This is a genomic window from Zoogloea sp. (assembly GCF_028689785.1).
In the GTDB taxonomy this organism is placed as follows: domain Bacteria; phylum Pseudomonadota; class Gammaproteobacteria; order Burkholderiales; family Rhodocyclaceae; genus Zoogloea.
In genome coordinates, this window is record NZ_JAQVCN010000020.1 from 38859 (window position 1) to 62148 (window position 23290).

Consider the following 23290-nt stretch of genomic DNA (forward strand, 5'->3'; position numbering starts at 1 on the left):
TAGCGCAGATGTGGGTGCAGTTTTTTCCGTAACGCTATCGGAGAAGCGCCATGCTGCTTGAACTGGCCCTGTGGCTCGGCAAGGACGCGCGTTTTTTCAACGTGTTCGGCTATATCACCCTGCGCACCATGCTGGCCGCCGGGACGGCGCTGCTCCTGTCGCTGGTCTTCGGACCGCCTGTGATCCGCTGGCTGGCCGCCAAGAAGATCGGGCAGGCGGTCCGCGACGATGGTCCCAAGTCCCATCTCACCAAGGCCGGTACGCCGACCATGGGCGGTGCGCTCATCCTCATCTCCATCTCGGTCACCACTCTGCTGTGGGGTGACCTGAGCAACAAGTACGTCTGGGTCGTGCTCTTCGTCACCTTGGGCTTCGGCGCCGTGGGCTGGGTGGATGATTGGCGCAAGGTGGTGTACCGCGACCCCAAGGGATTGGCGAGCCGCTGGAAGTACTTCTGGACCTCGGCCATCGCTCTGGCTGCCGCCACCTTTCTGGGGCTCACCGCCACCTTGCCGGCCCAGCTCGAACTGATCGTGCCCTTCTTCAAAGCCGTGAGCTACCCCCTGGGCGTGCTGGGTTTCATCATCCTGACCTACTTCGTCATCAACGGCACCAGCCACTCGGTGAACCTCACCGACGGGCTCGATGGCCTGGCGATCATGCCCACCGTGATGGTTAGCGCCGCGCTGGCGATCTTTGCCTACGTGGCCGGCCACATGGGTTTCTCCAAGTATCTGGGTGTGCCCTACATCCCGGGGGCCGGCGAGATGGCCGTGATCTGCGGTGCCATCGCTGGCGCTGGGCTCGGCTTCCTGTGGTTCAACGCCTACCCGGCCGAGGTTTTCATGGGTGACGTGGGCGCGCTTGCCCTGGGCGCGGCTATGGGCACCATCGCTGTGATCGTGCGTCAGGAAATCGTGCTCTTCATCATGGGTGGCCTGTTCGTGGCCGAAGCCCTGTCGGTGATGGTGCAAGTGCTCTACTTCAAATACACCGGGGGCAAGCGCATCTTCCGCATGGCGCCCCTGCATCACCACTATGAGTTGGGTGGCTGGAAGGAGACCCAGGTGGTCGTCCGTTTCTGGATCATCACCATCATGCTGGTGTTGTTCGGCCTGTCCACCCTCAAGCTGCGCTGATCGGACATGGCACACACTGCGCCCCTCACCCTCGTGCTTGGCCTTGGCGAGTCCGGCCTGGCCATGGCCCGCTGGCTTGCCCGCCAGGGCGTGGCCCTGCGGGTGGCCGATTCCCGCGAGGCACCGCCTGGCGTCGAGCGTCTGCGCGCCGATGCGCCTGAGGCCGAGTTGATCACCGGGGCGTTTTCGGATGCCCTGCTGGAAGGTGTTGGCCGCATCGCCATCAGCCCCGGGCTCGACCCTCGTCAGCCCCTGGTGAGCACCGCCCGGGCGCGGGGCATTCCGGTGATCGGTGAGATGGATCTGCTGGCTGAAGCCCTGGCACAGCCGGGGCAGCCGTCACGGCCCATCGTGATCGCCATCACCGGAACCAATGGCAAGACCACCACCACCACCCTGCTCGGCGAAATGGTCAAGGCGACGGGTGTCGACGCCGTGGTGGCGGGCAACATCAGCCCCGCCGCCCTCGACGTGCTGATGGCACGCCAGGATGCCGGCCTGCCGCCGCCGGCGGCCTGGGTGCTGGAGCTTTCCAGTTTCCAGTTGGAGACCTTCCCCGCCTTGCAGGCCGTGTCGGCGACCGTACTCAACGTGACCGACGACCACCTCGACCGCTATGCCGGTCTGGACGACTACGCCAGCACCAAGGCCGCAGTGTTCCAGGGGAAGGGTGTGCAGGTGCTCAACCGGCAGGATGCCCGCGTGGCCGCCATGGCCCTGCCGGAGCGCCGGGTGTTCACCTTCGGCGTTGATGCGCCGAGCGGCCCCGACGACTTCGGTGTGATCGATGCCGAGGGCGGTGACTGGCTGGTGCGGGGGGGCGAAAAGCTCCTGCGTCGCGCCGAGCTTCCTCTGGCCGGCAGCCACAATGTGGCCAATGCCCTGGCGGCCCTGGCCCTGGGCGAAGCCGCCGGTCTGCCCCGGGCGCCGATGATCGCCGCCCTGAAGGCCTTTCGCGGTTTGCCCCATCGGGTCGAAAAGGTGGCTGCGCGCGGCGACGGCGTGAGCTATTACGACGACTCCAAGGGCACCAATGTGGGCGCTACCGTGGCCGCCCTTGAGGGCTTGCGCTGCAAGGTGGTGTTGATTGCCGGCGGAGATGGCAAGGGGCAGGATTTCTCCCCCCTGAAGGATGCTTTTGCCCGCTATGCCCGCGCTGTCGTCTTGATCGGACGCGATGCCGACACCATCGCCGCGGCGGTGGACGGCTGTGAGGTGCCCCTGGTTCACGCGGCCGACATGGACGCCGCCGTGCTGGAGGCCAACGCCCGGGCTCAGGCCGGTGATGTGGTGCTGCTGTCGCCCGCCTGTGCCAGTCTCGACATGTTCCGCAACTATGCCCATCGCGCCCAGGTCTTCATCGACGCGGTGCGCCGTCTGCCCGGAGTGAGCCCCGCATGAAACTTGCTGCCAGCCTCTCCGGCTTCTTTGCCCGTCATGGTGGTGGTGGCATCGCCCCTGTTACCAGTCAGGCAGTTGGGCGCCTGCTGCGCCCCAACGGACAGCCGCGGGAGCTCGACCCCGCCTTGATCTGGTCGGCGGCAGCCTTGTTGCTGCTGGGCCTGGTGATGGTCTTTTCGGCGTCCATCGCTACCGCCGAAGGCAGCCGGATGTTCGGTCATCAGCCGGCGTATTTCCTGATCCGTCACGCGGTCTTTCTGGCCATCGGGGTGATTGCCGGGGTGGTGGTATTCCAGATTCCCATGCGTGCCTGGCAGGAGATAGCGCCGTGGCTGTTCATCGCCGGGGTCGTGCTGCTGCTGATCGTGCTGATTCCCGGCATCGGGCGGGATGTGAACGGTGCTCGCCGCTGGCTGCCCCTGGGAGTGGTGAATCTGCAACCCTCGGAGCTGATGAAGTTGTTTGCGGCGCTCTATGCCGCCGATTACACCGCCCGCAAGCTGCCCCTGATGGGGAGTTTCAAGCAGGGTTTCATGCCCATGGCCGGTGTGATCCTGTTCGTCGGTTTCCTGCTGTTGAAAGAGCCCGATTTCGGCGCCTTCGTGGTAATCACCGCGATCGCCTTCGGCGTGCTCTTTCTGGGCGGGATCAACGTGCGTCTGTTTGTATTGTTGGCGATTGTCGCGGCCATTGGCTTCGTCCTCCTGATTACCTTCTCCGAGTACCGGCGACAGCGCATCCTGGGTTTCATGGACCCATGGCAGGATGCCTACGGCAAGGGTTACCAGCTGTCTCACGCCCTGATCGCTTTCGGGCGGGGAGAGTGGTTCGGTGTGGGGCTTGGAGGCAGCATCGAGAAGCTCTTCTACCTGCCGGAGGCCCATACCGACTTCCTGCTTGCCGTGATTGCCGAAGAGCTCGGTTTTGTCGGAGTTTTCCTGGTTGTGGCTCTCTTCGCCGTGCTCATTCAGCGGGCCTTTGCCATTGGCAAGCAATCGGTGACCCTTGAGCGCACCTATGCGGCTCTCGTGGCCCAGGGCATCGGTATCTGGATCGGTGTGCAGTCCTTCATCAACATGGGTGTGAACATGGGGCTGCTGCCCACCAAGGGCCTGACCCTGCCGCTGATGAGTTTCGGCGGATCCGGCATCCTCGCCAACTGCGTGGCCCTGGCGATCCTGCTGCGGATCGACTGGGAGAACCGGCAGATCATGCGCGGAGGCAACGCCTGATGCCGACCTTGATGGTCATGGCCGGCGGTACCGGTGGCCATATCTACCCAGGACTCGCGGTGGCGGACGCCCTGCGAGACCGGGGCTGGAAGATCGTCTGGATGGGCAACCCTGATGGCATGGAGGCGCGCATCGTGCCGGCCAGCGGCTATGAGGTGGCCTGGGTGCGCTTCACGGCCCTGCGCGGCAAGGGGCTGCTACGCAAGCTGCTGCTGCCGCTCAACCTGCTGCGCGGTTTTGCGCAGGCCCTTGGCCAGATCCGCCGGATCAAGCCGGACGTGGTGCTTGGCATGGGAGGGTATGTGACCTTCCCTGGCGGCATGATGGCGGCCCTGCTCGGCAAGCCGGTGGTGGTGCACGAACAGAACTCGGTGGCCGGGTTGGCCAATCGGGTGCTTGCGGGAGTGGCCGACAAGGTGGTCACGGGTTTCCCCGGGGTGTTGAAAAAAGGTGAGTGGGCCGGCAATCCGGTGCGTGCGGAGATCACCGCAGTGGCGCCGCCTGCAGCGCGTTTTGCGGGGCGCAATGGCCCCCTCCGGGTGCTCGTCGTCGGCGGCAGTCTGGGCGCTGCAGCCCTCAATGAGGCGATGCCGCGGGCCCTGGCCCTACTGGGGCAGGGGGATCGTCCGCAGGTGACGCATCAGGCCGGCAGCAAGCAGATCGAGGCCCTGAAGGCGGCCTATCAAGCGGCCGGGGTGAGTGGCGAGTTGCTACCCTTCATTGATGATATGGCGGACCGCTATGCCCAGGCTGACCTGGTGATCTGTCGTTCCGGCGCGCTGACCGTAGCCGAACTGGCGGCAGTGGGTGTGGCCAGCGTGCTGGTGCCCTTTCCCCATGCGGTGGACGATCACCAGACCGGCAACGCCCGCTTCCTGGCTGATGCAGGTGCTGCGGTGTTGCTGCCCCAAGCCGAGCTGACGCCGCAGCGCCTCGCCGCGCTGCTCAAGGAGATGGACCGTGAGCGCCTCTTGGGCATGGCCGAGAAGGCGCGGGGGCGGGCCAGGCCGGACGCCACGGCGCGAGTGGCCGACGTGTGCGCCGGCCTCGCCGCTTGAAAAGTATTCAACAGGACAGAACGTGAAACACAAAGTCAGAAGCATCCATTTCGTGGGCATCGGCGGTGCCGGGATGAGCGGCATTGCCGAAGTGCTGCTCAACCTGGGCTATTGCGTCAGTGGCTCTGATCTGGGCGACAACGCGGCCACCCGCCGGCTGAAGGCTCTGGGCGCCCGGGTGATCCAGGGGCACGATGCCAGCAATGTGTTGGATGCCGATGCAGTGGTGACGTCCACCGCTGTCAAGGGTGACAACCCGGAGGTGATCGCAGCCCGGGCCAAGGGCATTCCGGTGGTGCCGCGAGCCCAGATGCTGGCAGAGCTGATGCGCCTGAAGCAGGGTATCGCCATCGCGGGCACCCATGGCAAGACCACCACCACCTCGCTGGTGGCCAGCATTCTGGCCGAAGGCGGGCTCGACCCGACCTTCGTGATCGGCGGCAAGCTCAACGCTGCGGGCGCCAATGCCCGACTGGGGAAGGGCGATTTCCTGGTCGCCGAGGCGGATGAGTCCGATGCGTCCTTCCTGCTGCTGACACCAGTGATTTCCGTGGTCACCAACATCGACGCCGACCACATGGAGACCTACGGGCACGACTTCGCACGCCTCAAGCAGTCCTTCGTGGACTTCCTCCAGCACCTGCCCTTTTATGGCGTGGCGGTGCTGTGCGACGACGACAAGCATGTGCGCTCCATCATGCCGCTGGTGTCCAAGCAGATCGTCCGCTACGGCTTCTCCGAATCGGCCAATGTGCGCGCCGAGAACATCCATGCAGACGACGGTCGCATGAGCTTCGACGTGGTCCGGGTCAATGGCACCACTAGCCGCATTCCGGTGGTGCTCAATCTCCCTGGCCGCCACAACGTGCTCAACGCCCTGGCAGCGATTGCCGTGGCTACCGAGGTGGGCGTCTCCGACGAAGCCATCATCAAGGCCTTGGCCGAGTTCAAGGGGGTTGGCCGGCGCTTCCAGCGCTACGGCGAACTGGCGCTGCCGAGTGGCGGGACGGCCACCATCGTTGATGACTACGGTCATCACCCGGTTGAAATGGCTGCAACCATTGCTGCTGCGCGCGGTGCCTTCCCCGACAAGCGTCTGGTACTGGCTTTCCAACCTCACCGTTTCACGCGGACACGGGACTGTTTCGAGGATTTCGTGAAAGTGCTGTCCACCGTAGATGCCCTGCTGCTGGGCGAGGTGTATGCGGCCGGAGAGGCGCCCATCGTGGCTGCCGACGGTCGTTCGCTGGCACGGGCCCTGCGGGTGGCGGGCAAGATCGAGCCGGTGTTCGTGGAGAACATCGAGGACATGCCGGGGGCCATTCTGTCCTCGGCCCAGGATGGCGACGTGGTGATCACCATGGGTGCTGGCAGCATCGGCGGTGTGCCGGGAAAACTGGTGAGTGGCGAGGTTTGAGGACGTGAGCAGTCAATTCGGAAAAGTTGCGGTTCTGCTGGGCGGAAGCTCCGCCGAGCGGGAGATCTCCCTGATGTCGGGCAAGGCCGTGCTGGCCGCCCTGCTGGCCGAGGGCGTGGACGCGCACGCCTTCGATCCGGCCGAGACCGATCTGCACATCCTCAAGGAGCAGGGCTATGACCGTGCTTTCATCGCCCTGCACGGGCGGGGGGGCGAGGATGGTACCGTGCAGGGCGCCCTTGAGTTGATGGGGATCCCCTACACCGGGAGCGGCGTGATGGCTTCTGCCATTGCCATGGACAAGTGGCGTACCAAGCTGGTGTGGCTTGCTTCGGGCCTGCCCACGCCGCGCTTCGCGATCCTCGATGCCAGCACCGACTTTGACGCGGTGGTGGCCGATCTGGGGCTGCCGATCTTCGTCAAGCCGGCCCATGAGGGTTCCAGCATGGGGGCTACCAAGGTCACCGAGGCGGGGCAGCTAAAGGCCGCCTGGGAGCTTGCTGCGAAGTTTGACTCCCTGGTGCTGGCCGAAGAGTTCGTCACCGGCCAGGAACTCACCGCCCCCTTCCTGGGGGATCGGGCCTTGCCGTTGGTGCGTATTGTGGCCCCCGGTGGCAACTACGATTACCAGAACAAATATTTCACCGACGACACCCAGTATTTTTGCCCCAGTGGCTTACCGGAAGCCCTTGAGCAAGAGATCCAGGCCGCCATCGTGCGCTGCGCCAAGGTACTGGGCTGCCGCGGCTGGGGGCGTGCCGATCTGATTCTGCGTGACGACGGCAGCTTCACCCTGCTCGAGATCAATACCGCGCCGGGCATGACCAACCACTCCCTGGTGCCGATGTCGGCACGGGTGGCGGGTCTGTCCTTCGAGGCCTTGTGCCTTGAGATCCTTGCCGGAGCCCGCCTTGGCTGATCTGCGCCCCACTTCCAACGTGCCTCCTGAGGCCAGCGGCAAGTCGTCCGCCGGCGGGAAGCGTGCGCGCCCCGCACGTCCGGCACGGGATGTGAGTGGCAACGGGCTGTGGGATCGTCCCCAGCTCCTCAACCTGATCTCCGATGTGCTGCTGGTCTTTGGCGCAGCCGGCCTGGGCTATGCCGCTGTTGCCGCGCTGTCGCGCCTGCCGGTGTACCCCCTGCGGGAAGTCGTGGTCACCACCCCGCTGGCCCAGGTGACCCACGCCCAGCTTGAGTACGCAGCCCGGTCGTCCCTGCGCGGCAATTTCTTTACGGTGGATCTGGACGACGTGCGCGGTGCCTTCGAGAAGCTGCCCTGGGTACGTCGGGCCGACGTGCGTCGGCGCTGGCCGGGAGGTATCGAGGTGCGTCTCGAAGAGCATGTGGCCTCAGCCTACTGGCGAGTGGGTGAAACCGGTGACATGCGCCTGGTAAACCGCTACGGAGAGATCTTCTCGGCCGCCAGCAACGCACGGATGCCCGTTTTCAGCGGCCCCGAGGGTTCGTCGGGGGTGCTGCTGGCCAAGTTCGAAGACTTCACCAACAAGCTGGGGCCCCTCGGCAAGCAACTGGTTGGTGTCTCCCTGTCTGCCCGGGAGGCCTGGCAGCTGAAGATGGAAGACGGCCTGACCATTGAGCTCGGCCATGACCAGGCCAAAGCGCCGATCGACGAGCGCCTGTCACGCTTCGTGCGTCATTTTCCAAAGGCCAAGGCCCAGCTGAACATGAATGTGGCGGTGGTGGACCTCCGCTACCCCAGTGGTTTTGCCCTGCGGCCAATCGCGTCCGCTGCACCGTCGGGCAAGCAAGAAAGCAAAGGTAAGTAATGAGCAAAGAGTACAAGGAACTGATCGTCGGCCTCGACATCGGCACCTCGAAGATCACCTGTGTGGTGGCCGAACTCAAGCCGGACGGCCGGATGGACGTGATCGGTCTGGCCACCCAGCCCTCCTCGGGCCTGAAGAAGGGGGTGGTGGTCAATATCGAGGCCACCGTCGATGCCATTTCCCGGGTCATCCAGGAGGTGGAGTTGATGGCCGATTGCAAGATTCGCGATGTTTACACAGGGATCGCCGGCAGCCACATCCGCAGCTTCAACTCCAACGGCATGGTGGCGATCAAGGACAAGGAAGTGTCGCCGATCGATGTGGAGCGGGTCATCGAGACCGCCCGGGCGATGCCCCTGCCGGCGGACCAGCAGATCCTGCACATCCTTACCCAGGAATTCATCATCGACGGACAGGATGGCGTGCGCGAGCCGATTGGCATGAGTGGTGTGCGTCTTGAGGTGAAGGTGCATATCGTCACCGGCGCCGTGTCCGCTGCCCAGAATATCGTCAAGTGCGTGCGGCGCTGCGGGCTGGAAGTGCTGGACCTGGTACTTCAGCCACTGGCCTCCAGCTATGCGACCCTTTCCGATGACGAGAAAGAGCTGGGCGTGTGCCTGGTGGACATCGGTGGCGGCACCACCGATCTCGCCGTGTTCACCCAGGGCGCGATCCGTCACACAGCGGTCATCCCCATCGCCGGTGACCAGGTGACCAACGATATCGCCATGGCCTTGCGCACTCCTACCGCCGAGGCCGAAGAAATCAAGATCCGTCACGGCGTGGCCATGCATACCCTGGCCGATGCCTCGGAGATGATCGAGGTGCCGGGCGTCGGCGATCGCCCGCCGCGCAAGCTGTCCCGTCAGGCGCTGGCCGATGTGATCGAGCCGCGGGTGTGTGAACTGTACGAACTGGTCCAGGCCGAGCTGCGCCGTTCCGGTTACGAAGAGCTGTTGTCATCCGGCATCGTGCTGGCCGGTGGGGCTGCCGTGATGCAGGGGATGGTCGAGCTTGGTGAAGAAGTGTTTCACATGCCCGTACGCATCGGTTACCCGAAGTACGACGGAGCGCTGGCCGATGTCGTTTGCGAGCCGCGCTATGCCAATGCAATGGGGCTGGTGATGGAGGGGGCAGCGCAGAAGCGGCGCGGCATTCAGGCGCGTCAGGCGCGGAATGTGGGGCAGGTGTTTTCAAGAATGCGTTCCTGGTTCGAACGCAATTTCTGATGGTTGAGGCACTCCGGCAATGGGGTGTTTTGAATTGATTATTTGTGTGCAGTTGCCCTTTATTTAGTTATAGAATTTCGGGTTAATACTAAATATAGGACTGCTTGCGCGCAGGGCAAATGAGCGCAGTTTCTCTTGGAGGCGAGGTAAATGTTTGAAATAGTTGAAAAGGCGAGCGGCGGCACCAACATCAAGGTGATTGGTGTCGGTGGTGCGGGTGGCAATGCCGTCGATCACATGATCCGTGAGGGTGTTCAGGGCGTGGATTTCATCATCGCCAACACCGATGCGCAGGCCCTGTCCCGCTGCCTGGCGCAGACCAAGGTCCAGCTCGGCAAGACCGGCCTTGGCGCTGGTTCCAAACCCGAGGCCGGCCGTGCCGCAGCCCAGGAGTCCCGCGATGCCATCGCGGCGGCCCTTGAAGGTGCCCACATGTGCTTCATCACCGCCGGCATGGGTGGTGGAACGGGTACCGGTGCAGCGCCCGTGGTGGCCGAGATCGCCAAGGAAATGGGCATCCTGACCGTTGCCGTGGTGACCAAGCCCTTCGATTTCGAGAACCGCATCCGCGTCGCCGAGAGTGGTGTGGAAGAGCTGTCCAAACAGGTGGACTCCCTGATTGTCGTGCTCAACGACAAGCTGCTTGAGGTGTATGGCGACGACGCCGGCTTCGAGGACTGCTTCCGTTCCGCCGATAACGTGCTGACAAGCGCGGTGGGTGGCATCGCCGAGATCATCAATGTGCCCGGCCTGGTCAACGTGGACTTCCAGGACGTGCGCACCGCCATGGCCGAGATGGGCCGTGCGATGATGGGCTCTGCCCAGGCTTCCGGTCTCGATCGTGCTCGCATCGCCGCCGAGCAGGCTGCGGTGTCCCCGCTGCTGGAAGGTACCGAGCTGTCAGGCGCCCGCTGTGTGCTGATCAATATCACTGCCAGCCGCGGCCTGAAGATGTCGGAGGTCCGTGATGCCGTGAAGACCGTTCAGGCCTTTGCTGCCTCCGAAGCCTTCGTCAAGTACGGCACCGTGTTCGATGAGAACATGGAAGACCGCATCCGCGTCACTGTTGTGGCGACGGGGCTTGGTGCAGTGCGTGCTGCGGCCATGCCCCGCAAGATCGAGGTGGTGCGTACCGGTACCGACAACGTCGGTATGGAAATCGACTACGGTAACCTGGAGCTGCCCGCGGTCATCCGCCGCACTTCCCGGACCACCGTCGAGGCCATGAGCGCTAATGGGATGTCTACCCTGGACATCCCGGCCTTCCTGCGTAAGCAGGCGGACTGATTGCTCCGGGCCGCTCCGGTGGCTCAGAAAAACGCGCAGCGGGAGGTCGCCTCCACCCGCTGCGCGTTTTTCGTTGACAGGCGGCTTGCTGCGGCGCAGCACGCTGTCTGTGTTAAGATTCAAGGACTTGAACGCGGATCCGGATCATGCTGAAGCAGCGCACCCTCAAAACCGTTGTCACCGCCACAGGTGTCGGGCTCCACAGCGGCGCCAAGGTGACACTCACCCTGCGGCCGGCCGCACCGGATACCGGCATCATTTTTCATCGGGTCGATCTTGCCCCGGTTGTTGACCTGCCCGCCGACCCCTACGCCGTCTGTGATACCCGCATGTGTTCCGGGCTGCAGCGCGAGGGTGCCAAGGTCAATACCGTCGAGCATTTGATGTCGGCGCTGGCCGGTTTGGGTATCGACAACGCCCACATCGACGTGGATGCGGCCGAGATCCCCATCCTCGACGGCAGCGCCGGCCCCTTCGTATTCCTGATCCAGTCGGCTGGCATCGAAGAGCAAAAGGCCCCCAAGCGCTTCCTGCGGGTGCTCAAGCCCGTCGAGTACGTGGAGGGCGACAAATGGGTGCGCCTGGAACCCTATGACGGCTTCAAGCTCAGCTTCTCCATCCTCTTCAATCATCCGGCCATCGACAGCACCGGCACCTCGGTGGTGGTCGATTTTGCCAAGCACTCCTATGTGCGCGAGGTGTCCCGGGCGCGCACCTTCGGCTTCATGCAGGACGTGGAGTTCATGCGTGCCAACGGGCTCGGCCTGGGCGGCAGCCTGGATAATGCCATCGTGATGGACGAATACCGGGTGCTCAACGCCGACGGCCTGCGCTATGCCGATGAATTCGTCAAGCACAAGGTGCTTGATGCCATTGGTGACCTGTACCTGGCCGGCCATTCCCTGCTGGCCTCGTACAGCGCCTACAAGTCCGGTCATGCCCTCAACAACCAGATTCTGAGGGTGCTTCTCGAAGACAGGAGTGCGTGGGATATCGTGACCTTCGAGGAAGAGGCCAGCACGCCGCCGGCGGTGGCCCGGTTGTTCGATCTGGCCAGCGCCTGAGCTGAATCATGCTGATCCTGCGACTGGTCGCGGTGCTGGTGGCGATCGGCATTGCCGGTTCGCTGCTGGCTTTCGTGTTCACCCGTGATCGCCGTTATCTGGCGCTGGGCTGGCGACTGTTCCGCTACGCCATCATCGTTGCGCTGGTGTTCTTTGCGCTACTCATCGTCGAGCGCGTCTTCGTCCCCTTTGTTTAGCCGGCCTGTTTTACGAAGCGCTTGAGGGCCTTGGCCAGCGGAGAGTCTGCCGGCAGGCTTGCCGCCAGGTGGTCGAGTCCAGAGCGCGTTGAATCGCTTACATGCCTGTGGGGTGGAGGCGGTGCTGCGGGCCGGTATTCCCGTACCGCCACTTTGACCTTGATGTCCCTGAGGATCACGCCCGCCCGGGCGAAATCTGCCAGCAGGCTGGGCACGGCCTGGCGCAGCTTGACCGCCAGACCGGCGCTTTCCACGTGGATCACCAGTTCCTCTCCCTTCAGGTTTGCCACCCGGCAGGCGTCCGCCATGTAGCCAGGCAATAGGGTCTCTAGCTGTTGCTGCAGGCGCAGCAGGCGGCCGGCATGGGCCTGCAGGCGGGCAAGGGCGTCGCCGCTGCCCAGGAAGTTGTCGATCGAACTGGTGCTCATCAGGGCTTGGAAATCATGAAACCGTCCCCATCGTAGGGGGATAGTCCGGGGCGGACAAGTATCACTGGTGCCCGGTGGTCCGTCACGGTCGCGTCCGGGTGCCATGATAGAATCCGCGTTTTGCCGCGTTTTTCCTTCGAAATCAAATGATCGCAGGCCTACTCAAGAAAATTTTCGGCAGCCGCAATGACCGGCTGATTCGCCAGTACTCCCAGACAGTGCGTGCCATCAACGCACTCGAGCCGAAGATCCAGGCCTTGTCCGATGAGGAATTGCGCGGCAAGACAGACGAATTCCGTGGGCGCATCGCCAAGGGAGAAAGCCTCGATGCCCTGCTGCCCGAGGCCTTTGCGGTGGTCCGCGAAGCCGGCAAGCGGGTGCATGGCATGCGCCATTTTGACATGCAGATGGTGGGGGGCATGGTGCTGCACGCCGGCAAGATCGCCGAAATGCGTACCGGTGAAGGCAAGACCCTGACCGCCACCCTGCCGGTCTACCTGAACGCGCTCACCGGCAAGGGGGTGCATGTCATCACCGTCAATGATTACCTCGCCAGCCGTGACTCGGACTGGATGGGGCGCATCTACCGTTTCCTTGGGCTGAGCGTCGGCTGCAACCTGTCGCAGATGCCCCATGATGCGAAGAAGGCCGCCTACGAGGCCGATATCACCTACGGTACCAACAACGAGTTCGGTTTCGACTACTTGCGCGACAACATGGTGTACGAGTCGGGTGAGAGGGTGCAGCGCGGCCTCAACTATGCCATCGTTGATGAGGTTGACTCCATTCTGATCGACGAGGCTCGTACGCCGCTGATCATTTCCGGTCAGGCCGAGGATCACACCGAGCTGTACCTCAGCATGAACGCCGTTCCCGCCCTCCTGACCCGTCAGGAAGGCGAGGGCGAAAACATCACCGTCCCGGGCGATTACACCGTGGATCTCAAGGCCCACTCCGTACTCCTTACCGAGCAGGGCCACGAGCACGCCGAGGAAATCCTGACCCGGCTGGGGATGTTGCCGGAGGGCTCCAGCCTTTACGATCCGGGCAACATTCTGCTGATCCACCACCTTTACGCCTCCCTGCGGGCGCACGCGCTGTATCACAAGGATCAGCATTACGTGGTGCAGAACGGCGAAGTGGTGATCGTCGATGAATTCACCGGCCGCCTTATGTCCGGCCGCCGTTGGTCCGAGGGTCTGCATCAGGCCGTCGAAGCCAAGGAAGGCGTGAAGATCCAGGCCGAGAACCAGACTCTGGCCTCGATCACCTTCCAGAACTACTTCCGGATGTACGGCAAGCTGTCCGGCATGACCGGCACGGCCGACACCGAAGCCTACGAGTTCCACCAGATCTACGCACTTGAGACCGTGGTGGTGCCCACCTCCCGTCCGATGATCCGCAAGGATCAGAACGACAAGGTGTATCGCACCATGAAGGAGAAGCACGACGCGATCGTGGCGGACATCAAGGACTGCGTGGAGCGTGGCCAGCCCGTGCTGGTGGGTACGACGTCCATCGAGAACTCGGAGCTGCTGTCCGATCTGCTGACTCGCTCCAAGCTCCCGCACAACGTGCTCAACGCCAAGCAGCACGCCCGCGAGGCCGAGATCGTTGCCGAAGCCGGACGTCCCGGGGTGATCACCATTGCGACCAACATGGCTGGTCGGGGTACCGACATTGTGTTGGGCGGCAACGTGGAGAAGCCCGTGTCCCTGATTCGCGAGGACGAATCCCTCTCCGATGCCGAGAAGGACGCCCGCATTGCGGCCATGCGTGAGGAGTGGAAGACGGTTCACGAGAAAGTCCTGCAGGCGGGGGGGCTGAAGATCATCGGCACCGAGCGTCACGAGTCCCGGCGGATCGACAACCAGCTGCGCGGCCGTTCCGGCCGACAGGGTGATCCGGGCGAAAGCCGCTTCTACCTGTCGCTGGAAGATCCCCTGATGAAGATCTTCGCCGGCGAGCGCCTGAACGCCATCATGGTCCGCCTGAAGATGCCCGAGGGCGAGGCCATCGAGGCCGGCATGGTGACCCGCTCGCTGGAGTCGGCTCAGCGTAAGGTCGAGCAGCGCAACTTCGACATCCGCAAGCAACTGCTTGAGTACGACGACGTTTCCAACGACCAGCGCAAGGTCATCTACCAGCAGCGCAACGAGTTGCTGGAGAGCACCGACATCTCCGAGACCGTCGCGGCGATGCGCGAGGGCGTGCTCCACGACCTCTTCCGAATCTACGTGCCGGTCGACTCCGTGGAGGAGCAGTGGGATATCCCCGCCCTCGAACTGGCCCTCGAATCCGAATATCAACTCAAGGTGCCTGTCGGTGAGTGGGTGAAGGCCGATTCCGGCCTGAGTGACGACGACATCCTGCAGCGTCTGCTGGAAGCGGGGTCCCAGGCCTACGCTGACAAGATCGCTCTGGTGGATGCCAGCGCATGGCATGGCTTCGAACGCAATGTGATGCTGCAGAGCCTGGATACCCACTGGCGCGAGCATCTGTCGGCCTTGGATCATCTGCGTCAGGGCATTCATCTGCGGGGATATGCCCAGAAGAATCCGAAGCAGGAGTACAAGCGCGAGGCCTTCGAGCTCTTCGAGAATCTGCTGCAGCTTGTCCGCACCGAGGTCACCCGTCTGCTGATGACTGTCCAGATCCGCTCCGAGGCCCAGTTGGAGGAGGTTGAGGCGCCGGCTGAACTGGAGAACGTCCAGTATCACCATGCCGACTACGACGAGGCTCTGGCCACCGCCAATCCAGATCGCGAAGTTGCCCAACCGGTTGCCCAGGCAGCGCCTAGAGCTGGTCGCAACGACCCGTGCCCCTGCGGTTCCGGGAAGAAGTACAAGCATTGCCACGGCAAGCTCTCCTGAGTCTTGTGCGTCAGAAAAAACGCCGGCCTTGTGCCGGCGTTTTCGTTGACCGGGCGCCTCAAGCAACAATGCCCCCTGCCGTTACCGAGCCAATGAACCCCAGTGAATTCTCTCTCGATCTGGCTGGCTGGATCGCCCGTATCCGTGGGCGTGAGATGCCGGTGTTCGGGCGTACGGTGGACGCCCTGCGGGCCCTGATTGCCGATGACAGGGCGTCGGCGTCGGCCCTCGCCAAGGTCATCCTGATGGATGCCCCGATGACTACAAAGGTGCTCAGGCTTGCCAACAGCGCCTTCTTCAATCACTCCCATCAGGGCGTCAGCACCGTTTCGCGGGCCATCGTGGTGCTGGGTTTCGATCCGGTCGTCGAACTCGCCCTTTCTGTTGCCCTGATCGACTCGCTGCTCAATCAGGGAATTCGCGAGCGGGTGCATGCCGAGATGGCACGGAGCTTCCATGCGGCGGTCCAGGCCCGCTGGATTGCCCGCAAGCGCGGGGAGGGGGCTGGCGAAGAGGTTTTCATCGCCGCATTGCTCGGGCGTGTGGGTGAGATGGCGTTCTGGTGCTTCGGCGGTGAGCAGGCGCGGAGACTGGATCAATGCTTGGTACTGCCGGGGGTCAAGGAAGAAGAGGCTCAGCAACGGGTGCTGGGCTTTCCCTTGCGCCAGTTGTCCCACGGCCTGGTGAAGGAATGGAAGCTGGGGCCGTTGGTCTCGGCCGCCATGGAGATGGACTCCCGTGGCCGCGGTCCGGGCCGGTCTATCTTCCTCGCCCATCGCCTTGCCCGGATCGCTGACGAAGGTTGGGATTCGATCCGCGGGCGGCAGAGCATGCACGAAGTTGCAGACTATCTTGATCAGCCTGTGGCCGTAGTCAAAGAAGACATCCTTGCCAATGCGGCCGAGGCGGCCCGGGTTGCGCGTGTATTCGGCGCTTCCGAAGCGGCAGGGCTGATTCCGCTGACAGCCCCGCAGCCTGAGACGCCGGTTCCGCCTGCACCTGCTGATCCCGATGTACGCCTGCAGTTGCGCATCCTCCATGACCTTGCAGATATGAGCCTGGCCCGCGCGAATATCGCCGATATTCTGCAGCTGGTGGTCGAGGGGGTCTATCGCGCGATCGGCTGTCGGCGTGTCGTCGTTGCCCTCCTGACGGAGGACCGCCAATCTCTTGTCGGAAGGATTGCCCTTGGGGCCGATGCGGATGCCTTGGCTGCCCGCTTTGTGTTCCCGATGGAAGGGGAGCCGGACGACGTTCTAGATGCGGCGATCGACAGTGGGGAGGCGGCCCTGGTCGATGCGGGGCGCCTGATGCGTCCCGGTGCGGAGCGGCTTGTCCGGGTGACCGCTTGCGGCGAGTGTGGGGTGGTCCCTATCGGTACTGCGAACTGCCAGATTGGCGTCCTCTATGTGGATTGTGGCGGCAAGCCTCTGGCCGGCGAGTGCTGGGATGCCATCCGGCACTTTGCCTTGCAGGCAAGCCTCGCCGTGGAGCTCGGCGCTACAGAACGGCGCACCTTCTCCCCCCGCTGATGACCCTTCAGTAGTGCCGTGTCCGAATCGACGAGCCGATGTGGCGTGGCGCTTGAAAGGGAGGGGGATAGAAGCAGTCAGATTGTGTCGAAAATCTTTACAGAGCGTGTCGTGGACTCCATAGTCATTTTTTTTTGATGAAAAAAATTTCAATAAAATTAATGCCTTGTGCTTGAATTTTGATTTGGCTGGAAGCGGGCATGGAATCTGCTCTATGTTTTTTGCGCGTTATTGCCGCCTCTAATTCCGGAGAAACACTCATGAAAATGAAACTTCTTGCCGCTGCAAGCGTTCTGGCGATGACCGCCACCGCAGCCGTCGCGGCTCCGTCCTTCTACATCAACGTTGGCAGCAATAGCTACCAGAGCGCCAAGAACACTCAGGATGCCGATAGCAACACCGGTACCTTCACCGAATTTGGCTTCAACCAGCTACTGGCCACTTCGGTCTATGATCTGAGCGACAACTCTGTCAATGGCGCTTTCTACGACACCAACCTGGCCAGCGACTTCGCCAAGCTCGGGATTGCCCGCAGTGATACGGCCATGGACGGCGTCACCACCGTTAATTTGACCTACCCGACTGTTGGTCAGGTCAACATCGACTCTCTGGCTCCGCTGGTTCCCCCGTCGTTTGGCTCCGATGCCGAAGGTTACAACGACAGCTGGCACTTGGAAGTCCGTTACAGGTTCAACGGCGTCATGAGCGCTTCCGGCCCGAGCTACACTGGTGGCACTTGGGAACTGTTCTTCAATGACTTTACGAACAATGCCAACGACCGCGTTGTTGTGTCCGGCCACTTGGTTGGCTCTGAACTTCAGGTTGCCAACCTGAATCTGTTCCTGGAAGTGGATTCCGCTGAAGCCGGCTTCCTGTTCATTGACGATGGTTTCGGCAACTTTTCTGCAGTTGGCGATGGCACCAAGTTCAACCTGGACACCAACGTGTTCCCCCCGATTCCGACCGCTAGCCAGCTGCTGGAATTCGTCGATGGAGATGGCAACCGTGTTGCTGTGCGCCAAACCAAGCTGGACGGCACCATCAGCGGTGTGATCCCTGAGCCCGCTTCCCTGGCTCTGGTGGGTCTCGGCTTCGCCGGCCTCTTCGCCGCCCGTCGCCGCAAGGCCTAAGTCGGTAGCTTGAGGCCCGCTCGGGTCTCGGCTAAAAAAGGGTCACTCATCAGAGTGGCCCTTTTTTTATAGCCAAAGGATACGCAGACCTTTAAAGTATGTCGTGCAAGTGCCTGGGGTGCTCCGCAACCCTTCCCTTCCGGGGCACCGTCCAATCCAATACAGCCCGACTGGGTAGCTCAATTGCACGGCATCCTGACTCTCCGCACCGCCGCACTCAATGTCATTCGTCAGGTCAACCGCAGTAAGGCGGCCTTGACTGCTGTGGCCCTTGGCGTGACCGCCATGATGCTGGCGGCCGGCTTTATCGATTGGAATCTCCGCTTCGGGCGCGAGAACACCATTCATTCTCAATTGGGGCATATCCAGGTCATGAAGCCCCGGTTCCTCGAACTTGGGCGGTCTGACCCGTTGTCCTACGTGCTGCCCAACCGGGAGCAGGACATCAGGAAGATCCTTGACGGCCCGGGGGTGGTGGCCGTTGCACCGCGTTTGCTGATTTCCGGGCTGGCCAGCTCGGGAGAAACCACGCTTTCCTTCATCGGTGAAGGGGTGGATCCTGGCGTCGAGGCCGAGCTTTCATCGGCACTCAGGTTTCCCGAGGGGCGCAATCTGCAGCCCGGTGAGGAAAACACCGTGGTTGTAGGCCGAGGGCTGGCGGATAACCTTGGCCTGCGTCTGGGGGGAACCCTGGTGTTGGTGGCAAACACCAAGGGCGGGCGCATCAACGCCGTGGAGGCCAGGACGGTGGGCGTGTTCGAATCCATCACCAAGGCCTATGATGACATCGCCTTGCGTATTCCCATTGGTCTGGCGCGTCAGCTCTTGCGTGTCGATGGCGAGCATCTGCGTATCGTCGTGCTCGACGACACGGCCCGAACCGCGCAGACCCTGGAGTGGATGAAGACCAATCTTGGCGCCTCCCAGTACGACGTAGTGCCATGGACCCAGCTCGCCGATTTCTACAACAAGACGGCTTCGCTCTTTGCCAAGCAGGTGGGCGTGATTTACATGATCATCGCGGTGATCATCGTGCTGGCGATTTCCAATACCATGACCATGTCGGTCATTCAGCGGATCGGCGAAATTGGCACCATGATGGCCATAGGAGCCCGGCGCAAGGACATCCTGCTGCTGTTCATCGCGGAAGGGGTTGTGCTGGGGGTCGTCGGAACGATCATCGGTGTCTTTGTGGGAAGCCTGCTGGCCGTCCTCATCAGTCTGATCGGTATTCCCATGCCCCCGGGGCCGGGCATGACCTGGGGCTACAGCGCCGGGATCCTGCTTACGCCGGGAACAGTGATTTCGGCCTGTCTCACCGCCATGGCGACCACCGCTCTGGCCAGTCTTTATCCAGCCTGGAAGGCATCGCGGATGGAGATCGTCGAGTCTTTGCGTGCCTTGCAATGACCGGGCCTCACGCATGAAACATCTCCTCAACCTTGGTCTCCGGAACCTCCTCCGCAACCGCATCCGTACGGCCATCACCCTGGGCGCCATTGTTTTCGGGGTGTGCGGGCTTATTGTTTCCGGCGGGTTTGTCCGGGACATCTTCGTGCAACTGGCCGAGGCCCTTATCCATTCCCAGAGCGGGCATGCCCAGGTGGGGCAGGAGGCGATCTTCGGCGCCGGCTCCCGCTCCCCAGAACGCTACCTGCTGAAGGATCCGGAAGTGCTGCGCAAGAAGTTGCAGGTCGATCCGGAGGTGAAGGATGTGATGGCCCGGATCACCTTTTCGGGGCTTCTGAACAACGGCAAGACGGATTACGCGATCATCGGTGAGGGTGTCGAGCCCGATCGGGAGCTGGCTTTTGGCACGCATCTGCGGGTGTTGTCCGGACGGATGCTGAAGGATTCGGACCGCTTTGGCGCGATGCTTGGTGAGGGAGCCGCTGCCGCCATGCACCTGGCTCCAGGAGATCAGGCGACGCTGGTGGTGAGTACCCTGGACGGGGCCACCAACACTCTGGATATCGAGGTGGTGGGAGTCTTCCAGAGCTTCTCGAAGGATTTTGATGCCCGCGCAGTGCGCATTTCCCTGGGGGCCGCCCAGGATCTGCTGTTGACCAAGGGCGTAGGCAAGCTGGTCGTGTCCCTCCGCTCCACCGATGCCACCGATGCCTTCATTGACCGGATGAAGCCTCAACTCGCCGCGGATCTGCGCATTCTTGACTGGCGGACGCTGAACGACTTCTACCAGAAGACTGTGGACATCTACCAGCAGCAGTTCGGCTTCCTCCAGGCCATGGTTCTGCTGATGGTCTGTCTGAGCGTGATCAACACCCTCAACATGAGCCTGCTGGAGCGCGGCTGGGAGTTTGGCACCATGCGGGCCCTGGGTAACCGAAGCAAGACCATCGTCTCCCTGATTGTCCTGGAGTCCCTCATTCTAGGGGTCGTCGGCGCCACCCTAGGGTTGCTGCTGGGGCTGGCCCTGGCCATGCTGATTTCCGGAGTGGGCATCCCGATGCCACCACCACCCAATGCCGAGATCGGCTACGACGCCTACATCCGTATCGTGCCTGCGGTCCTGTTGCAGTCCTGGGTTGTCGGCATCGTGGCGACCCTGCTGGCTTCCCTCTATCCCGCGTTCCGTTCGTCGCGGGTGCCGATCATCGATGCTCTGAGAAGCCGCGCCTGACGGCGCGGTGTCGGCTTGTCCCTGCCCGGAGCTTCCCGCATCCTGAGGATGCGTCTGAAACACATCCGGGCTTATCATCCCAGTCTTTGCCGATCGGCCTTGTTCCTGGAGTTTTCGTCATGCCCGTTTTGCTTTCCCCTCCCGAAGCTGCTGCCCTACTACCGGTTCCTGGTGTCCGACTCGGGGTGACCGAGGCTGCCATCCGCAAACTCAACCGCAAGGATCTGACCCTCATCGAGCTCGCCCCTGGCGCCCGGGTGGCGGGCGTGTTCACGCAGAACCGTTTCTGTGCGGCACCTGTCCAGGTGTGCAAGGCACATCTGCCGGAGGGTAAGGTGCGTGCGCTGGTCATCAATACTGGTGTGGCCAACGCGGGTACCGGCGAGCTCGGGCTGGGCACTGCCCGGGCCACCTGCGAGGCGGTGGCAGGCCTGTTGGGGATTCAGGCGAGCCAGGTGCTGCCCTTCTCCACCGGGGTCATTCTGGAGCCCTTGCCGGTGGACAAGCTGATTGCGGGGCTTCCGGCTGCGCGGGATGCCCTCAAGGCCGACGGTTGGTATGAGGCCTGTCACGGCATCATGACCACCGACACAGTGCCCAAGGCGGCATCCCGCCAGGTGAGTATCGGTGGCAAGACAGTGACCCTGACCGGTATCTCCAAGGGGGCGGGCATGATCAAGCCGAACATGGCGACCATGCTGGGCTTCCTCGCCACCGATGCTGACGTGGCCCAGCCGCTGCTGAATGCCCTGGTCAAGGAGGCGGCGGACCTGTCCTTCAACAGCATCACCGTGGACGGCGATACGTCTACGAATGATAGTTTCATCATGATCGCCACTGGGCAGGCTGGCAATCCTGCCCTCGTCGATGCCCAGTCGGCGGACTATGCCGCTTTTCGGGATGCGGTCCTGGATCTGTCCATCTGGCTGGCCCAGGCCATCGTCAGGGATGGCGAGGGAGCAACCAAGTTCATCACCTTGCAGATTGAGGGAGGAACGGATCGGGAGGAGTGCCGCAAAGTGGGCTACGCCATCGGCCATTCACCCCTGGTGAAAACGGCCTTTTTTGCCTCTGATCCCAACCTCGGGCGCATTCTGGCCGCCATCGGCTATGCCGGCATTGAGGATCTGGACGTGTCCCGTCTGCGAGTCTGGCTGGGGAGTGCCGGTGAAGAGGTGCTGGTGGCCGAGAAGGGCGGACGGGCAGAGTCTTACCGCGAAGAGGCGGGCGCCCGCGTCATGCAGGCGGCGGAGATCACTGTGCGGGTCGATCTGGCCCGGGGGAGTGCTGCAGCGACCCTGTGGTCCTGTGACTTCTCCTACGATTACGTGAAAATCAACGCCGACTACCGTTCCTGACGGGCTCGTCCCCCGGGAAGGGGGCGGCCATTGTCATTGTCGAGGCGCCCTGACGGGCGTCTTTTTTCATTTCACCATGACTCAAGCCCGGCTAAGAGCTGGGCAGTGCCGAAGCCAGATACAGCAGGTTTATCAATCAATTAGGCGGGTTCAGCATATGCCGGTGCTTCTGAAGTCTGACCCGCCTTCCCCTCTGCTGGCCCCTACGGGGCTCCTGGGAAACGGGTTTTTCCGAGGCGTCATCATGGCAAAGCTTAAGCTCACCACGTCCGCCGTCGATGTGGCGCAACCTCAGGCGCAGGCCATCGAGTTGCGGGATATCATCGTCCGGGTTTCATGTGCAAGGCTACACTAGGGGGCCTCACTTCGGCGACAGCCAGGAAAACCGAAGGTGCCGCAGTTCCCTATTGCTTCCGAGAATTCCCAAGCGTATTTATTGCGGATGGCGGTGAAGCCATCCGTATCCCTCGTTTTACTGACGCATGCCGATCGCTAAGCGATTGAAGGCGCTCATCAGCGCGATGGCGAAGCTCAAGTCGGTGATTTCCGCATCGCTGAAATGCCCCTTGAGCGGTTCGAAATCCTCATCGGGCGCGTGGCGACCCGCTACGTCAACTAGCGATTCCGTCCAGGCCAATGCGGCGCGCTCGCGTTGGCTGAAATGCGCGCTCACGCGCCAGCCTGCGAGGCTGTCCAGCTTCGGATTCGGCACACCGCCGGCGCGCAGGGCCGCCGCGTGCATCTCCAAGCAAAAAGCGCAGCCATTGATTTGCGACACCCGCAGATAGACCAGCTCGATCAACGGTTTCCCAAGGCTGCTCTTGTCCAGGGCTTTCTTGGTAAGGCCAAGTCCTTGGTAGGCTTCAGGCGAGAGGGTTTGATAAGGCAGGCGAAGTGTGCTCATGGACGGTCTCCGGTTAGACGTGAAGGAACGAGAAACGAAATCAGCGCATGGCGTGTTTGAGCCAATGCTTCCGTGGTCGGGGAAAGCCCTGGCAAGTACACGAACTGCACGTTGTGGATACCCATGACAGACAGGGCGTGGAGCAAGTAGGGCGTCAGGAAGTCGGGTTGCCTGGCAGCGTCTCCTACGCATGGGCTGCCCGAGCGCACCAGCACCAATACTGGGCGATCCCGCAGCAACCCGACCTTGCCATCCGGCTTGACCGCAAAGCTGCGCCCCTTGCGCAGTACATAGTCGATCCACAACTTCAGCGCCGCGGGCACCGCAAAGTTGTGCATCGGCGTGCTGATCAACAATCCGTCGCAAGCCTCCAATTCGCCTAGCAGGTGTTCAGAAAGGGCCACGGCTGGATCATCGGATGGCGCTGACGAAGTGATGGCCTGAGCGTATTGCGCCGACAGCGGCGCAAGCGCCTCCATTGCCAGCCTGCGCGTGGTCACACGAATGCCGTGGCCGAGAGCGTCGCAATCGTTCAAAGCCGCCAACACCTGCTGCGCGCCGAGTGATTCGTGGCCGGCAGGGCTGCATGCCAGGAAAAGAAGTTGATTCATGA

At 62.6% G+C, this 23290-nt stretch carries 21 protein-coding genes; 17 read left to right on the plus strand and 4 right to left on the minus strand.

Annotation, left to right across the window (positions count from 1 at the left end; translation table 11 throughout):
- Positions 1 to 50: 50 nt before the first annotated feature.
- The 11 genes from mraY (at position 51) to PHI64_RS10990 (ending at position 11811) form a co-directional block, all read left to right on the plus strand.
- The gene (gene mraY / locus PHI64_RS10940) at positions 51 to 1139 is read left to right on the plus strand and encodes a phospho-N-acetylmuramoyl-pentapeptide-transferase (RefSeq protein ID WP_296564745.1); all 1089 of its coding nucleotides are present in this window, start codon (positions 51 to 53) and stop codon (positions 1137 to 1139) included.
- 6 nt (positions 1140 to 1145) lie between these two features.
- Positions 1146 to 2540, plus strand: coding sequence for a UDP-N-acetylmuramoyl-L-alanine--D-glutamate ligase (gene murD, locus PHI64_RS10945; RefSeq protein ID WP_299882533.1), 1395 nt, complete (start codon positions 1146 to 1148; stop codon positions 2538 to 2540).
- On the plus strand, positions 2537 to 3772 hold the full coding sequence (gene ftsW / locus PHI64_RS10950; protein WP_299882535.1) for a putative lipid II flippase FtsW: 1236 nt from the start codon (positions 2537 to 2539) through the stop codon (positions 3770 to 3772). The genes murD and ftsW overlap by 4 nt, the downstream gene beginning before the upstream one ends.
- The gene (gene murG, locus PHI64_RS10955) at positions 3772 to 4830 is read left to right on the plus strand and encodes an undecaprenyldiphospho-muramoylpentapeptide beta-N-acetylglucosaminyltransferase (protein ID WP_299882537.1); all 1059 of its coding nucleotides are present in this window, start codon (positions 3772 to 3774) and stop codon (positions 4828 to 4830) included. Before ftsW ends, murG begins: the two co-directional genes overlap by 1 nt.
- Positions 4831 to 4852: 22 nt before the next feature.
- Positions 4853 to 6247, plus strand: a complete 1395-nt coding sequence (murC, locus tag PHI64_RS10960; RefSeq protein WP_299882539.1) for a UDP-N-acetylmuramate--L-alanine ligase — start codon at positions 4853 to 4855, stop codon at positions 6245 to 6247.
- Between the two features lie 4 nt (positions 6248 to 6251).
- Positions 6252 to 7166: a D-alanine--D-alanine ligase gene (locus PHI64_RS10965; protein WP_299882542.1), complete on the plus strand. Its 915-nt coding sequence runs from the start codon at positions 6252 to 6254 to the stop codon at positions 7164 to 7166.
- Positions 7159 to 8034 carry a cell division protein FtsQ/DivIB gene (locus PHI64_RS10970; RefSeq protein WP_299882544.1) on the plus strand — a complete coding sequence of 292 codons (876 nt, stop codon included), beginning with the start codon at positions 7159 to 7161 and terminating at the stop codon, positions 8032 to 8034. The genes PHI64_RS10965 and PHI64_RS10970 overlap by 8 nt, the downstream gene beginning before the upstream one ends.
- Positions 8034 to 9263 carry a cell division protein FtsA gene (gene ftsA, locus PHI64_RS10975; protein WP_299882546.1) on the plus strand — a complete coding sequence of 410 codons (1230 nt, stop codon included), beginning with the start codon at positions 8034 to 8036 and terminating at the stop codon, positions 9261 to 9263. The genes PHI64_RS10970 and ftsA overlap by 1 nt, the downstream gene beginning before the upstream one ends.
- A 150-nt stretch (positions 9264 to 9413) precedes the next feature.
- Entirely contained in the window at positions 9414 to 10550 is a 1137-nt protein-coding gene (ftsZ, locus tag PHI64_RS10980) for a cell division protein FtsZ (RefSeq protein WP_299882548.1), read from the plus strand.
- Between the two features lie 146 nt (positions 10551 to 10696).
- A complete protein-coding gene (gene lpxC, locus PHI64_RS10985; protein WP_299882550.1) occupies positions 10697 to 11614 on the plus strand; it encodes a UDP-3-O-acyl-N-acetylglucosamine deacetylase in 918 nt (305 codons plus the stop codon).
- A gap of 8 nt (positions 11615 to 11622) precedes the next feature.
- The gene (locus tag PHI64_RS10990; RefSeq protein ID WP_299882552.1) at positions 11623 to 11811 is read left to right on the plus strand and encodes a hypothetical protein; all 189 of its coding nucleotides are present in this window, start codon (positions 11623 to 11625) and stop codon (positions 11809 to 11811) included.
- Here the strand turns inward: PHI64_RS10990 and PHI64_RS10995 are convergent.
- On the minus strand, positions 11808 to 12239 hold the full coding sequence (locus PHI64_RS10995) for a DUF721 domain-containing protein (RefSeq protein ID WP_299882554.1): 432 nt from the start codon (positions 12237 to 12239) through the stop codon (positions 11808 to 11810). The genes PHI64_RS10990 and PHI64_RS10995 overlap by 4 nt on opposite strands.
- A 146-nt stretch (positions 12240 to 12385) precedes the next feature.
- Here PHI64_RS10995 and secA point away from each other — a divergent pair, with 146 nt between their 5' ends.
- Together secA and PHI64_RS11005 are read left to right on the plus strand one after the other, a co-directional pair.
- Positions 12386 to 15112, plus strand: a complete 2727-nt coding sequence (gene secA / locus PHI64_RS11000; protein WP_299882556.1) for a preprotein translocase subunit SecA — start codon at positions 12386 to 12388, stop codon at positions 15110 to 15112.
- Between the two features lie 92 nt (positions 15113 to 15204).
- Complete coding sequence (locus PHI64_RS11005) at positions 15205 to 16644, plus strand: HDOD domain-containing protein (RefSeq protein ID WP_299882558.1); 1440 nt, start codon at positions 15205 to 15207, stop codon at positions 16642 to 16644.
- Positions 16645 to 16768: 124 nt separating this feature from the next.
- Here PHI64_RS11005 and PHI64_RS11010 read toward each other — a convergent pair whose 3' ends face one another.
- Positions 16769 to 16906: a hypothetical protein gene (locus PHI64_RS11010; protein WP_299882560.1), complete on the minus strand. Its 138-nt coding sequence runs from the start codon at positions 16904 to 16906 to the stop codon at positions 16769 to 16771.
- On the opposite strand from PHI64_RS11010, the gene PHI64_RS11015 reads away from it, so the two are divergent.
- The 4 genes from PHI64_RS11015 to argJ all read left to right on the plus strand — a co-directional run bounded on the left by PHI64_RS11015 (position 16905) and on the right by argJ (position 21773).
- Complete coding sequence (locus PHI64_RS11015; protein ID WP_299882562.1) at positions 16905 to 17774, plus strand: PEP-CTERM sorting domain-containing protein; 870 nt, start codon at positions 16905 to 16907, stop codon at positions 17772 to 17774. The genes PHI64_RS11010 and PHI64_RS11015 overlap by 2 nt on opposite strands.
- 183 nt (positions 17775 to 17957) lie before the next feature.
- Positions 17958 to 19184: an FtsX-like permease family protein gene (locus PHI64_RS11020; RefSeq protein ID WP_299882564.1), complete on the plus strand. Its 1227-nt coding sequence runs from the start codon at positions 17958 to 17960 to the stop codon at positions 19182 to 19184.
- A 13-nt stretch (positions 19185 to 19197) separates the two neighbouring features.
- Positions 19198 to 20415, plus strand: a complete 1218-nt coding sequence (locus PHI64_RS11025) for an FtsX-like permease family protein (protein ID WP_299882566.1) — start codon at positions 19198 to 19200, stop codon at positions 20413 to 20415.
- A gap of 119 nt (positions 20416 to 20534) precedes the next feature.
- Positions 20535 to 21773 (plus strand): bifunctional glutamate N-acetyltransferase/amino-acid acetyltransferase ArgJ, encoded by a 1239-nt coding sequence (gene argJ / locus PHI64_RS11030; RefSeq protein WP_299882569.1) that lies wholly within the window; start codon positions 20535 to 20537, stop codon positions 21771 to 21773.
- A 472-nt stretch (positions 21774 to 22245) separates the two neighbouring features.
- Here argJ and PHI64_RS11035 read toward each other — a convergent pair whose 3' ends face one another.
- Positions 22246 to 22677 carry a carboxymuconolactone decarboxylase family protein gene (locus PHI64_RS11035; protein ID WP_299882571.1) on the minus strand — a complete coding sequence of 144 codons (432 nt, stop codon included), beginning with the start codon at positions 22675 to 22677 and terminating at the stop codon, positions 22246 to 22248.
- Complete coding sequence (locus tag PHI64_RS11040; RefSeq protein ID WP_299882573.1) at positions 22674 to 23288, minus strand: FMN-dependent NADH-azoreductase; 615 nt, start codon at positions 23286 to 23288, stop codon at positions 22674 to 22676. The genes PHI64_RS11035 and PHI64_RS11040 overlap by 4 nt, the downstream gene beginning before the upstream one ends.
- Positions 23289 to 23290: the final 2 nt, after the last annotated feature.